The 12,430-nt window shown below is 58.1% G+C and carries 12 protein-coding genes; 4 read left to right on the forward strand and 8 right to left on the reverse strand.

Going from position 1 to position 12,430, the window contains the following annotated elements; genetic code table 11:
* Positions 1 to 24: 24 nt before the first annotated feature.
* Positions 25 to 2,586: a DNA mismatch repair protein MutS gene (gene mutS, locus QLG09_RS04180; RefSeq protein WP_014171380.1), complete on the reverse strand. Its 2,562-nt coding sequence runs from the start codon at positions 2,584 to 2,586 to the stop codon at positions 25 to 27.
* 113 nt (positions 2,587 to 2,699) lie between these two features.
* Positions 2,700 to 2,930, reverse strand: a complete 231-nt coding sequence (locus QLG09_RS04185; protein WP_020883826.1) for a SymE family type I addiction module toxin — start codon at positions 2,928 to 2,930, stop codon at positions 2,700 to 2,702.
* A gap of 174 nt (positions 2,931 to 3,104) precedes the next feature.
* On the opposite strand from QLG09_RS04185, the gene QLG09_RS04190 reads away from it, so the two are divergent.
* Entirely contained in the window at positions 3,105 to 3,449 is a 345-nt protein-coding gene (locus QLG09_RS04190; RefSeq protein WP_040018915.1) for a nitrous oxide-stimulated promoter family protein, read from the forward strand.
* 66 nt (positions 3,450 to 3,515) lie between these two features.
* Here QLG09_RS04190 and flhA read toward each other — a convergent pair whose 3' ends face one another.
* The 6 genes from flhA to hypA form a co-directional block, all read right to left on the reverse strand.
* Complete coding sequence (gene flhA, locus QLG09_RS04195) at positions 3,516 to 5,588, reverse strand: formate hydrogenlyase transcriptional activator FlhA (RefSeq protein WP_020883827.1); 2,073 nt, start codon at positions 5,586 to 5,588, stop codon at positions 3,516 to 3,518.
* Between the two features lie 63 nt (positions 5,589 to 5,651).
* On the reverse strand, positions 5,652 to 6,662 hold the full coding sequence (gene hypE / locus QLG09_RS04200) for a hydrogenase expression/formation protein HypE (protein WP_049022826.1): 1,011 nt from the start codon (positions 6,660 to 6,662) through the stop codon (positions 5,652 to 5,654).
* Entirely contained in the window at positions 6,659 to 7,780 is a 1,122-nt protein-coding gene (hypD, locus tag QLG09_RS04205; protein WP_025203372.1) for a hydrogenase formation protein HypD, read from the reverse strand. Before hypD ends, hypE begins: the two co-directional genes overlap by 4 nt.
* A 3-nt stretch (positions 7,781 to 7,783) precedes the next feature.
* On the reverse strand, positions 7,784 to 8,056 hold the full coding sequence (locus tag QLG09_RS04210) for a HypC/HybG/HupF family hydrogenase formation chaperone (RefSeq protein ID WP_014171373.1): 273 nt from the start codon (positions 8,054 to 8,056) through the stop codon (positions 7,784 to 7,786).
* The gene (gene hypB, locus QLG09_RS04215; protein ID WP_049022825.1) at positions 8,047 to 8,910 is read right to left on the reverse strand and encodes a hydrogenase nickel incorporation protein HypB; all 864 of its coding nucleotides are present in this window, start codon (positions 8,908 to 8,910) and stop codon (positions 8,047 to 8,049) included. Before hypB ends, QLG09_RS04210 begins: the two co-directional genes overlap by 10 nt.
* A gap of 3 nt (positions 8,911 to 8,913) precedes the next feature.
* Positions 8,914 to 9,264 (reverse strand): hydrogenase maturation nickel metallochaperone HypA, encoded by a 351-nt coding sequence (gene hypA / locus QLG09_RS04220; RefSeq protein ID WP_049022824.1) that lies wholly within the window; start codon positions 9,262 to 9,264, stop codon positions 8,914 to 8,916.
* A 210-nt stretch (positions 9,265 to 9,474) separates the two neighbouring features.
* Between hypA and hycA the strand changes: the two genes are divergently transcribed.
* The 3 genes from hycA (at position 9,475) to hycC (ending at position 12,429) form a co-directional block, all read left to right on the forward strand.
* Positions 9,475 to 9,939 carry a formate hydrogenlyase regulator HycA gene (hycA, locus tag QLG09_RS04225; protein WP_032680403.1) on the forward strand — a complete coding sequence of 155 codons (465 nt, stop codon included), beginning with the start codon at positions 9,475 to 9,477 and terminating at the stop codon, positions 9,937 to 9,939.
* 70 nt (positions 9,940 to 10,009) lie between these two features.
* Positions 10,010 to 10,618 (forward strand): 4Fe-4S dicluster domain-containing protein, encoded by a 609-nt coding sequence (locus QLG09_RS04230; RefSeq protein ID WP_014171368.1) that lies wholly within the window; start codon positions 10,010 to 10,012, stop codon positions 10,616 to 10,618.
* Positions 10,615 to 12,429: a formate hydrogenlyase subunit 3 gene (hycC, locus tag QLG09_RS04235; protein ID WP_049022823.1), complete on the forward strand. Its 1,815-nt coding sequence runs from the start codon at positions 10,615 to 10,617 to the stop codon at positions 12,427 to 12,429. Before QLG09_RS04230 ends, hycC begins: the two co-directional genes overlap by 4 nt.
* Position 12,430: the final 1 nt, after the last annotated feature.

Raw genomic sequence — 12,430 nt, forward strand, 5'->3', positions numbered from 1 at the left:
AAGCATTGCGCCACCGGGTGCAGACTACACCAGGCTTTTCAGGCGATAAATCCACTCCAGCGCCTGACGCGGTGTGAGCGAGTCCGGATCGAGATTTTCCAGCGCCTCAACGGCCGGTGACGTCTCTTCTGCCGGGGCTAGCAACGACATTTGCGTGCCATCAATCTGCGTGGCCGCGGCATTCGGTGACAGGCTCTCCAGCTCACGCAATTTCTGGCGCGCACGTTTGATCACCTCTTTAGGAACCCCCGCCAGCGCGGCCACGGCCAGGCCATAGCTCTTGCTTGCGGCACCATCCTGTACGGTGTGCATAAAGGCGATGGTATCGCCGTGTTCCAGCGCATCGAGGTGGACGTTTGCCACGCCTTCCATCTTTTCTGGCAACTGTGTCAGCTCGAAATAGTGGGTTGCGAACAGCGTCATTGCCTTGATCTTATTGGCAAGGTTTTCAGCGCAGGCCCATGCCAGTGACAGACCATCATAGGTTGATGTTCCGCGCCCGACTTCATCCATCAATACCAGGCTGTATTCGGTCGCGTTATGCAGAATATTGGCGGTTTCGGTCATCTCCACCATAAAGGTTGAGCGGCCGCTGGCCAGATCGTCCGCTGCCCCGACACGGGTAAAGATACGGTCGATAGGGCCAATCTCCACTTTTTGCGCAGGAACGTAGCTGCCGATATAGGCGAGCAGAGCGATAAGCGCCGTCTGGCGCATATAGGTACTTTTACCGCCCATGTTTGGACCGGTAATGATCAGCATTCTTCTCTGTGGCGACAGGCTTAGCGGGTTGGCGATGAACGGCTCGTTCAGCACCCGTTCCACAACCGGATGACGGCCTTCGGTGATGCGAATACCGGGTTTATCGGTAAAGGTCGGGCAGGTGTAGTTCAGCGTTTCAGCGCGTTCTGCCAGGTTGACCAGCACGTCCAGCTCTGCCAGCGCACTGGCGCTTGACTGCAGGTCTGCAAGGTGCGGCATCAGCATGTCGAACAGCTCTTCATACAGCTGTTTCTCCAGCGCCAGCGCCTTGCCTTTCGAGGTGAGAACTTTGTCCTCATACTCTTTCAGTTCAGGGATAATGTAACGCTCAGCGTTTTTCAGCGTCTGGCGGCGCACGTAGTGGATGGGGGCCAGATGGCTTTGTCCACGGCTGATCTGAATGTAGTAACCGTGAACCGCGTTATAGCCCACTTTGAGGGTATCGAGCCCAAGGCGTTCGCGCTCGCGAATTTCCAGCTTATCCAGGTAGTCCGTGGCACCGTCGGCCAGCGCACGCCATTCATCCAGCTCTTCGTTGTAGCCCGGGGCAATTACGCCGCCGTCACGCACCAGAACCGGAGGTGCGTCAATAATGGCGCGTTCGAGCAGCTCGCGCAGCTCGCTAAATTCACCCATGGTTTCACGCAGTTTCTGCACCGGCGCGCTATCCACATCGGCGAGCAGGCTGCGCAATTCCGGCAACTGCTGGAAGGCATGACGCATGCGGGCGAGGTCGCGCGGACGTGCCGTACGCAGCGCCAGACGCGCAAGAATACGCTCCAGATCGCCAACCTGGCGCAGCACGGGCTGCAGTTCACTGTAGCGATCCTGTAACGCGGCAATCGTCTGCTGACGACAGGTAAGCGTGTCGGTATCGCGAATGGGCATATGCAGCCAGCGTTTTAACATACGGCTGCCCATCGGCGTCACCGTGCTGTCGAGGACGGAAGCGAGGGTGTTTTCCACGCCTCCGGCCAGATTCTGGGTGATCTCCAGATTACGACGCGTCGCGGCATCCATAATGATGCTGTCCTGCTGCCGCTCCATCGTGATCGAGCGGATATGCGGCAGGGTGGTGCGCTGAGTATCTTTGACGTACTGCAGCAGGCAACCCGCGGCACACAGTCCGCGCGGGGCATTTTCCACACCAAAGCCAATCAGATCGCGGGTGCCAAACTGCAGATTCAACTGCTGGCGCGCGGTATCAATTTCGAACTCCCACAGCGGACGACGGCGCAGACCGCGGCGGCCTTCAATCAGCGCCATCTCGGCAAAATCTTCGGCATAGAGCAGTTCTGCCGGGTTCGTGCGCTGCAATTCAGCCGCCATCGTTTCACGATCTGCCGGTTCGCTCAGACGAAAACGTCCGGAGCTGATATCCAGCGTCGCATAACCGAAACCTTTGCCGTCCTGCCACAGTGCTGCCAGCAGGTTATCCTGACGCTCCTGCAGCAGGGCTTCGTCGCTGATCGTACCAGGCGTGACGATGCGCACGACTTTGCGCTCAACCGGCCCTTTTGAGGTTGCCGGATCGCCGATCTGTTCGCAGATGGCGACTGACTCACCCTGATTCACCAGTTTCGCAAGGTAGTTTTCTACCGCGTGATGCGGAATACCGGCCATGGGAATGGGCTCGCCTGCAGATGCGCCACGCCGGGTCAGAGAGATGTCGAGCAGCTGCGACGCACGTCTGGCATCGTCATAAAATAGCTCGTAAAAATCGCCCATACGGTAGAACAGCAAGATTTCCGGATGCTGTGCTTTCAGCTTCAGGTACTGCTGCATCATCGGCGTATGTGCGTCGAAATTGTCGATTGTGCTCATGGAGTTATGATGTCCATTTCTTTGAAAATAATACGCTTTGGGCGGCTCAGTGGCCGTTAGTTCCTTCTATTGTCGCATGAAAAAAAGGTACGGCGCAGAAAAATGTCGCGGCTTTACGAGGTGCCTTCCTGCACTAACTCAATGACAATTTTTCCATGCTCAACCCCCACTCTGACCTGCGAATGGGTGGTAAACCCCGCTTTTTCAAGCCAGTCGCCCTTTAAGCTCAGCGCCGCATGCACGCTGTAGCGTTTGGGTATCTTGGTGTTACGGTCTTCATGACGCTTTCTGAAATACCCCACTTTCAAATGACGATAGGATTTGGTGATAGCGATCTCGTGCATACGGCCTCCGGACAACGTGGACAAGGGTCATTCCTGATACTGTATAAAATACCAGTGATTTACTGCAGGCGTGGGCTTAATACTGGAATCAGCCTTCAGAAAACAGAATGCAACACCTGAAATCAGTAGCTGAAAGGCGTATTATAAATGCACTTTATTATCTGGTGAGCCGTTATGTCCGGAAAACGCATTACACGTGAGAAAGAGACGATCGCGAAAATGATCGCGCTGTATGAAACACAGTGTCCCCAGGCTTCGCAGGAAGAGGGGCATTATCAGGCGCTGAAAGCGTATGCCAATAAGCGCCTGGATAAATGCGTTTTTGGTGAGGAAAAACCCGCCTGTAAACAGTGCCCCGTTCACTGCTATCAGCCTGCCAGGCGCGAAGAGATGAAGCAGGTGATGCGCTGGGCTGGCCCACGCATGTTATGGCGTCATCCCATCCTGACGGTACGCCACCTGATGGATGACCGTCGCCCGGTGCCGGAATTACCGGAAAAGTATCGCCCGAAAAAGTAACCGTTCAGGCGCTTCGCTGACAACCGTATCCCAACGCCTGCATGCGGGATCTCAGCCAGAATGACGCTACACCAGGCTCTCTTTATCAATCCCGAGACGTTTCATGCGCGAGAGCAGCGTGGTGCGTTTTAGCCCCAGTCGCTGGGCGGCACCTTTCGGTCCGGCCACGACACCGTTAGTCTCTTTCAGCACGCGCATGATCAGCTGATATTCGTCTTCACCTTCCTGCGCCACGTCGGTGGCTGTAACCGGGGTTTCGGGCAGGGAAACTTCGGGCAGGGAGAGTTGCAGTACGTTACCGCGCGTCAGCAATACCGCGCGCTCAATGACGTTTTCCAGTTCACGGACGTTACCCGGCCACTCCATCGAGGAGAGGGTACGTAGCGTCTCGGCGGGGATACTGTCGATGTTGCGGCCCATCCGGCGGGCTATTTTGGCGGTAAACGCTTTGACCAGCAGAGGGATATCTTCCGGCCGTTCACGCAGGGGCGGCAGGCAGATTGGGAAGACGTTCAGGCGATAATAGAGGTCGCTTCGAAACTCGCGGTCGGCGACCATTTTTTTCAGATCGCGGTTGGTGGCGGCAATGAGCCGCACGTCTGTCTGGATAAGTTTGTTACTGCCAAGACGTTCAAACTCCTGCTCCTGCAGGACGCGAAGCAGTTTGGGCTGCAACTCCAGAGGCATGTCACCCACTTCATCAAGGAACAACGAGCTTTTGTCCGCCAGCTCGAAACGGCCCAGGCGCTGGCTGCTGGCACCGGTAAACGCGCCGCGTTCGTGGCCAAAGAGATCGCTTTCCAGCAGGCCTGCGGGCATAGCGGCGCAGTTCATCTTCACCATGCGGCGGCTGTTACGGTTGCTGAGGTTGTGGATCGCACGGGCAATCAGCTCTTTACCGGTGCCGGTTTCACCGAGGATCAGCACCGTACTGTCACTTTGCGCCACCATCTCCACCTGTTTCAGCACGCTGTACATGGCATCGCTGCGGCCGATGATTTCGCCAAACTCGCTGTCCACGTTGTTAAGCTGTTCCGTCAGCGCCAGGTTTTCATCCACCAGCCGTTCTTTCAGACGGTGGATCTCCTGATAGGCCAGCGCGTTATCCAGTGCGATGGAGATACGCTCGGCAATCTGGCGCAACAGTTTCAGGTTGGCGGTGGTAAAGACGCCCTCTTCACACTGCGCCAGCTTCAGGACACCAAGCATAGTATTGCCGGACATCAGCGGCAGCAGGCACAGCGTCTGGATTTTATTCCCCCAGGTGTTAAACAGCATCCGCTCATAAGGCGCGAGCGCATCCTGCTCGTTGAGGTTGAGCAGCAGGATCTCTTTGCTTTTAAATACCCGCTCAGAGAGCGTGCCCGCCTCATCCACTTCACTCTGTTCGTGGGCGGGGTTTGCCTCATCAAGATAGTGGGTGGAGTAGATGTTCAGCTTGCCTTTCCGGTGCCCCCGGAGCGCAATACTGATGGCGTCGATTTTGAAATAGTGGTGGATCTCTTTTGAGACTTCGCTGACCAGCTCATCCATATCGAGGCGCGAAAGCACCGCGTTGGTGATGGCCACCAGGATCCGGAAATTGTCACGTTCGCGGCTCAGCAGGTCGTAATCCACATTATTGGTGACGCGGCTTTGAATTTGCTCTGCGACCACGGCCACAATCTGGGTAAAGGTGTGCAGACGCTCGTATTCCGCCTCGCTCCACGGCTGGTCGGTGTGACGAATAAACTCGCAGCCGCCGAAGATATGCCCTTCCACCGCCAGTGGCAGCAGGCTGTAGTGGCCGAAAGGCGGGTATAACTGACTCTGCGCCAGCATCGGCCACGCTTCGCGGAATTCCTCAAAATTGCAGTGCAGCGCCTCCGGGCGGGAAAGAATACGCCGGACAGGACCATGAGCGAGGTAGGTTTCATCCTCGTACTCAAACGCTTTGCCATTGTCGCGCGTTGAATAGTAGCTCGCGCGATGGCTTGCGCTATGCCAGAGCACAATTGCGGCGCTGTCTGCCAGCGCTGATTGCCTGACCAGCCGCGTCAGGGCATCGCTCAGCGCGCCAAGATCGGGCTGCTGTAAAAGTGTGCGCGTAATGTCAAACAGGCCCTGCTGTCCAAGATCGCTCATCGGTGTATACGGCATATTGCTTTCCAATAGAAACTGGCAAAAAAGAGAAAGTCAGTGCTGACCGCTTTTGGCGCGGTTCTAGCAAATGCGGGGTAAAGGTTCCGCGTGCGGCAGATCCAGCGTCCGCTTGACGCCATACAGCCCGGTCAGGCGCACCCCTTTGCGCTCAACCACTTCACCAATCAGCGCGGCCTCTTTCCCGAAAGGATGTGCCCGCAGCTGTTCAAGTACGGATTCGGCCGCCGCGCGCTCCACGCCAATGACCAGCTTGCCTTCATTCGCAAAGTTTAGCGGGTCGAGCCCGAGGAGTTCGCACAAGCCGCGAACGGCAGGCTTAACGGGCAGCGCGCGTTCAGTGAGTTCAATACCCAGACCGCAGCGTGCCGCGAACTCATGTACCACGGCGTTAACCCCGCCGCGGGTCGCATCGCGCAGGGCTTTCACGCCCGGAAGGGAACGCAGGGTCTGGATAAGCGGGGTCAGTACCGCGCAATCACTGCGTAATTCTCCGTCCAGCCCCAGGCCTTCACGCAGGTTCAGGATCGTCGCCCCGTGGCAACCCAGCGATCCGCTGACGATCAGCACGTCGCCGACGGCAAGCTGCTGCGCGCCCCAGTGAATGTCGGCAGGGATCGCCCCCATGCCGGCGGTATTGATGAACAGTTTGTCGGCTGCGCCACGCTGGACCACTTTGGTGTCGCCGGTGACGATGGCGATACCCGCCTCGCGTGCCGTGTGCGCCATGCTGCTGACGACCGCAGAGAGCGTCTCCATCGGCAGCCCCTCTTCAAGAATAAAGCCGCAGGAGAGAAAGCGCGGAACAGCGCCGCTGACGGCCACGTCGTTTGCCGTGCCGCAGACCGCGAGCTTGCCGATATCGCCGCCCGGGAAGAACAGCGGGTCAATCACGTAGCTGTCGGTGGAAAAGGCCAGCCTGTCGCCCTGCGCGGTCAGAATGGAGAGGTCAATGCGGGCCTGATCCTCCTGTTCCGCCAGCCAGGGGTTATCAAACGCGTCCATAAACAGACGGTTAATCAGCTGCTGCATCGCCAGGCCGCCGCTGCCGTGTGCCATTTCAACCGTATTCATGCTTCAGACTCCTGATTGCGATACTGATACCACGCGGCACACGCCCCTTCGGAAGAGACCATCAGCGCGCCAAAAGCCGTTTGCGGGTTACAGGTGTTGCCAAATAACGGGCAGTGATGGGGTTTGCATTTGCCGGTGAGCACTTCGCCACAGCGGGCCCGCGGGTCGTCACACACCTGTTGCGGCTGCGGGCGGAAGTGGGCTTCGGCGTCGAACGACCGGTAGGCTGGCGTCAGGCGCACGCCGGACTCTGCAATCAGCCCCAGACCACGCCATTCGCTGTCGCCCTCGACGCTAAATACCTCGGCTATCGCCTGCTGGGCCACCACATTTCCACTGTCGGGGACGACACGGCGGTACTGATTTTCTACTGCACTCTGGGCTGCTATTTTCTGCTCAACCAGCATGGTCACGCCTTGCAGTAGATCAAGAGGTTCGAAACCAGCCACCACTAAAGGCCGTTCGAACTGTTCAGCGATAAAGCCGTAGGCCGCCGTCCCGATAACCATGCTGACATGGCCTGGCGCCAGAAAAGCGTCAATTCCGTTGTCCGGCTCTTCAAGCAGACTGCGTAACGTCGGGATGAGCGTAATGTGCTGGCAAAAAAAGAAAAAGTTATCAATGTTGCGGGCTTTGGCCTGCTGCAGCGTGATGGCCGTGGCGGGCATGGTGGTTTCAAAACCAAGCCCGAAAAAGACGACCTTGCGACCGGGGTTATGGGTGGCCAGCGTCAGGGCGTCCATCGGCGAGTACACGATCCTGATATCCGCGCCCCGGGCTTTTGCCTGCAGCAGCGAGCCGTTTTTGCCCGGCACGCGCATCGCATCGCCAAAGGTACAGAAAATCACGTCAGGCTGGTGGGCTATCTCAAGGCAGGCGTCGATGCGTCCCATCGGCAGGACGCACACCGGGCAGCCGGGGCCATGGATAAACTCGATGTTTTCCGGCAGAAGCTGGTCGAGGCCAAATTTAAAGATGGCATGCGTGTGCCCGCCGCAGACTTCCATAATACGCAGCGGCTTTTCGGTGGTATAGCTCAGCCGTGCCGCCCGTGTTTTCAGATGTTCAATCAGCTGCATCACCTGCTCAGGCGCGCGATATTCATCAACGTAGCGCATGGTTTACCGCTCCTCGCCGTACAGCAATGCCCCGACGTCCGGCTCCACGTCGAACATATTCTGAAGGGCATCGAGCGTGTCGCGGGCCTCCGCTTCGTTGATGATGCTCATGGCAAACCCCACGTGCACCAGCACCCACTGACCGAGGCGTGAGGCGCCGGTTTCGTCGGTGCTGCCGACAAGCGTCAGGTCGACGTCACGCAATATGCCACACACCTCAACGCGGGCCTGATTCCCGTCAATGGCGTGAATTTGTCCGGGGACGCCTATGCACATCGTTCGCTCTCCAGCCAGTTCAGCCAGGCATCCATCCCGTCACCGCGGGTGGCGGACACCAGCATGATGCCAATCTCCGGGTTCACTTCACGGGCATAGGCCATGCATTTATCCACGTCGAAATTCAGGTACGGCAGCAGGTCAACTTTGTTCAGCAACATTAGCGAAGCGGCGGCAAACATATGCGGATATTTAAGCGGCTTGTCTTCACCTTCGGTCACCGAGAGCACCGCGACCTTATGTCGCTCACCGAGATCGAAGCTGGCCGGACAGACCAGATTACCCACGTTCTCAATAAACAGGATGCCGTTGTCCGCCAGCGGCAAGCGCGGCGTGGCGTCGGCAATCATTTGTGCATCCAGATGGCAGCCTTTACCCGTATTAACCTGAATGGCGGGCGTGCCGGTTTCGCGTATACGCGCGGCGTCGTTCACCGTCTGCTGATCGCCTTCGATGACCGCGCAGGAGATGCGCCCGTTCAGGCGGTGGAGCGTTTGTGTCAGCAGCGTGGTTTTGCCGGAGCCGGGGCTGGAGACCAGGTTCAGGACCAGCTGTTTACGCGTGGCAAAGCGGGCGCGGTTGCGTGCTGCAATCTGGTTGTTTTTATCCAGAACGTTGATTTCCACCTCCAGCATCTGACGCTGGCTGAGCCCCGGCGCGTGGGTACCGGCGACGCCATGCCCGTAATGCAGGTCGCCCGCAGCGGAGTGTCGGGGGGCGAAGGTGATACCGGTTAATGCCGCTGCAGGACGAGGGGCAGGTGAAAAGGGTGCGGAGCGAAACGCGGCGTGAGGACGGTGTTCATCCCCTTCTATATACAGGTTGCCTTCAGCGCAACCGCAGGTACTACACATATTTTACTCCTTCTCGATTTCGAGACGTTGGATCTGCATGCCGTCATCCGCCACGATGCGAAGCTCGCTGCTCTGGCATTGTGGACAGCGCTGAACCTTCGAAGAAAGCAGAGTGACGTATTGCTGACACTGCGCGCACCAGCACTCCGCCTGCTGTTCTTCAATATGAAGTTCACAGCCTTCCGCCAGCGTGCCGCGGCACACCAGCTCAAAGCAGAAGGTCAGGGCGCTGGTTTCAACGCAGGAAAAGGCCCCGACCTGTAGCCAGACGCCGGTGACGCGTTTCGCATTGTTTGCCCGCGCCTGCTGTTCAATTAACTCGACGGCCCGCTCGCAGAGGGTGATTTCGTGCATGACGCCTCCTCAATGAATTGCCCCGATAATGCAATAACGGTGCCAGCTTGATTTTTGTTAAGGCGTGACGATGTCAATGCTGTCGAAATGACACGTCGACACGGCGCGATTGACACGCTTCTTTTGATTAAAATAGTTAAAAATCAATTAGTTAAAAACTGGCATGGAATCTGCTTAACAGCCGCTATCTCCATTAACCGGATACCTTTTATGACTATTTGGGAAATTAGCGAAAAAGCGGATTACATTGCGCAGCGCCATCAGCAGTTACAGGAGCAGTGGCACCTTTACTGCAACTCTCTGGTTCAGGGCATCACCCTGTCAAAAGCCCGTCTTCACCACGCCATGAGCTGTGCAGCGCAGGGGGATATGCGCTTTGTGCTCTTCGGCCATTTCACGATAAACGTCACCCTGGCAGACACTTTCAACAGCCACACCATCGAGTACTACGTCGAAACAAAAGAAGGTGAAAAACAGTGTATTGCGAAGGCGCAGCTGATGGCCGACGGGATGGTCGATGGTCACGTCAGTAACCGCGATCGCCAGCAGGTGCTGGAGCACTATCTGGAAAAAATCGCGCCGGTTTATAACGGCCTGTACGCCGCTGTTGAACACGATCTCCCGGTCAACCTGAAACAGCTGATGGATGGAAATCCCTCAGCGAACGTGGCCTGACCATTGCGTGTCGAGAAGTGTCGACAAGACAGTTTTTCGTCAAAAATGACTATCACCAGAGGATGACCCGGTGAACCGTTTTGTAATTGCTGACTCGACGGTCTGTATTGGCTGTCGAACCTGTGAGGCGGCCTGTTCGGAAACGCACCGTCAGCACGGGCTACAGTCCATGCCGCGCTTGCGCGTCATGCGTAATGAAAAAGAGTCTGCGCCGCAGCTCTGCCACCACTGTGAAGATGCCCCCTGCGCGGGAGTCTGTCCTGTTAATGCCATCACCCGTGTCGAGGGGGCGGTGCAGCTGAATGAAAGTCTGTGCGTGAGCTGCAAACTGTGCGGCATTGCCTGCCCGTTCGGCGCGATTGAATTTTCCGGCAGCCGTCCGCTGCATATCCCGGCGAATGCCAACTCCCCGAAAGCGCCGCCAGCGCCACCTGCGCCGGCGAAGGTGAGCACGCTGCTTGACTGGGTTCCCGGCGTGCGTGCCGTTGCGGTCAAATGCGACCTGTGCAGCTTTGATGAACAAGGGCCAGCCTGTGTGCGCACCTGCCCGACGAAGGCGCTGATTCTGGTCAATATTCGCGACATCGTTCGCACCAGTAAACGTAAGCGTGAGCTGACCATTAACAGTGATTTCGGCGATCTTTCTCTGCTTCAGGCGCTGAACGAGGGGGCGAAATGAACGCGGTGATGATGATTACCAGCGCGGTGGCCTATTTTGCCGCCGCCGCTGTGTTGGCCTTGATCTTCTCTTTCCATAAAACCCTGAGCGGCTGGATAGCCGGTATCGGCGGGGCGGTTGGCAGCGTGATGACGCTGGTGGCCGGTGGCCTCGTGTTAACAGGCGGACAATCCGTCGAAGCGGTGATGCCGCTGATACGGCACACCGTTGAAATTACGCCGCTGAATGCCATCTGGCTGGTGACCTTTGGTCTGTGCGGCGTGTTTATCAGCCTGTTTAATATTGACTGGCACCGCCATCAGCACACTCAGCCCAACGGTCTGCTGGTCAATCTGCTGATGGCCGCGGCGGTCTGTACCGTCACTGCCAGCAACCTCGGCGCGCTGGTGGTGATGGCCGAGATCATGGCGCTGTGCGGCGTATTCCTTACGGGCTGTAGCACCTCCGGCAAACTGTGGTTTGCGCTGGGGCGTCTTGGCACGTTGCTGCTGGTACTGGCCTGCTGGCTGGTGTGGCAGCGCTTCGGCACGCTGGACTTCTCCGCCCTTAACGGTCAGTCGCTGGGGAATGATGTCTGGCTACTTGGCGTGATCGGCTTTGGTCTGCTGGCCGGGATTATCCCGCTGCACGGCTGGGTGCCACAGGCACATGCACATGCCTCCGCGCCTGCCGCAGCGCTCTTCTCGACGGTTGTCATGAAGGTTGGTCTGTTCGGCATTCTGACGATAACGCTCACCGGTGGGCAGCCACCGCTGTGGTGGGGCGTTGTGCTGCTGGTCGCCGGGATGATCACCGCCTTCGTCGGCGGCCTGTACGCCCTGATGGAGCACAATATCCAGCGTTTGCTGGCGTACCACACCCTTGAGAACATCGGCATTATCCTGCTGGGTATTGGCGCAGGCGTTACCGGGCTGGCGCTCAATCAACCGGCGCTGATTGCGGCCGGCTTTATCGGCGGCCTGTATCACCTGATCAACCACAGCCTGTTTAAAAGCACCCTGTTCCTCGGGGCAGGTAGCGTCTGGTTCCGCACCGGTCATCGCGATATCGAAAAACTCGGCGGCATCGGCAAAAAAATGCCCGTTATCTCTCTGTGCATGCTGGTGGGGCTGATGGCAATGGCTGCGCTGCCGCCGCTGAACGGCTTTGCCGGCGAGTGGGTTATCTATCAGTCCTTCTTCGCACTCGGTCAGAGCGAGGTGTTTATCGCCCGGTTGCTCGGCCCGCTGCTGGCGGTTGGGCTGGCGATAACCGGTGCGCTGGCGGTGATGTGTATGGCTAAAGTTTACGGCGTGACCTTCCTGGGTGCACCGCGCACGCGTGAGGCCGAAAACGCCTGCTGTGCACCGGCATTGATGGGGGCGAGCGTTGTCGCGCTGGCGCTGTGCTGCATCGCGGGCGGGGTGGCCGCCCCGTGGCTTCTGCCGCTGCTGGGTAACGCCATTCCTCTGCCGCTCACCACGGCGCATACCACGGTGTCCCAGCCGATGATTGCGCTGCTGCTGATTGCCGCGCCGCTGCTGCCGTTCATGCTGATGCTGTTCTTCAGACGCGACCGTCTCTCCTCCCGCGCACGCGGTACCGCCTGGGCTTGCGGTTACGCACATGAGCAATCCATGGTGATCACAGCGCACGGCTTTGCCATGCCGGTCAAAGAGAACTTTGCCGCGGTGCTGAAACTGCGGGACTGGCTTAACCCGGTGGGGTGGGTGCCGGGCTGGCAGCGCGCTGCCGTGCCCGTGCTGTTCCGCCGACTGGCGTTGATCGAGCTGGCGGTACTGGTTGTGATTGTGATTTCACGAGGAGCCTGAC

The sequence above is a fragment of the Enterobacter sp. V89_11 genome, assembly GCF_029967775.1.
Classification (GTDB): domain Bacteria; phylum Pseudomonadota; class Gammaproteobacteria; order Enterobacterales; family Enterobacteriaceae; genus Enterobacter; species Enterobacter ludwigii.

Excerpts from the sequence above, each read along its gene's own strand:
- mutS (WP_014171380.1), bottom strand. The coding sequence starts at position 2,586 with ATGAGCACAATCGACAATTTCGACGCACATACGCCGATGATGCAGCAG.
- QLG09_RS04185 (WP_020883826.1), bottom strand. The coding sequence starts at position 2,930 with ATGCACGAGATCGCTATCACCAAATCCTATCGTCATTTGAAAGTGGGG.
- QLG09_RS04190 (WP_040018915.1), top strand. The coding sequence starts at position 3,105 with ATGTCCGGAAAACGCATTACACGTGAGAAAGAGACGATCGCGAAAATG.
- flhA (WP_020883827.1), bottom strand. The coding sequence starts at position 5,588 with ATGCCGTATACACCGATGAGCGATCTTGGACAGCAGGGCCTGTTTGAC.
- hypE (WP_049022826.1), bottom strand. The coding sequence starts at position 6,662 with ATGAATACGGTTGAAATGGCACACGGCAGCGGCGGCCTGGCGATGCAG.
- hypD (WP_025203372.1), bottom strand. The coding sequence starts at position 7,780 with ATGCGCTACGTTGATGAATATCGCGCGCCTGAGCAGGTGATGCAGCTG.
- QLG09_RS04210 (WP_014171373.1), bottom strand. The coding sequence starts at position 8,056 with ATGTGCATAGGCGTCCCCGGACAAATTCACGCCATTGACGGGAATCAG.
- hypB (WP_049022825.1), bottom strand. The coding sequence starts at position 8,910 with ATGTGTAGTACCTGCGGTTGCGCTGAAGGCAACCTGTATATAGAAGGG.
- hypA (WP_049022824.1), bottom strand. The coding sequence starts at position 9,264 with ATGCACGAAATCACCCTCTGCGAGCGGGCCGTCGAGTTAATTGAACAG.
- hycA (WP_032680403.1), top strand. The coding sequence starts at position 9,475 with ATGACTATTTGGGAAATTAGCGAAAAAGCGGATTACATTGCGCAGCGC.
- hycC (WP_049022823.1), top strand. The coding sequence starts at position 10,615 with ATGAACGCGGTGATGATGATTACCAGCGCGGTGGCCTATTTTGCCGCC.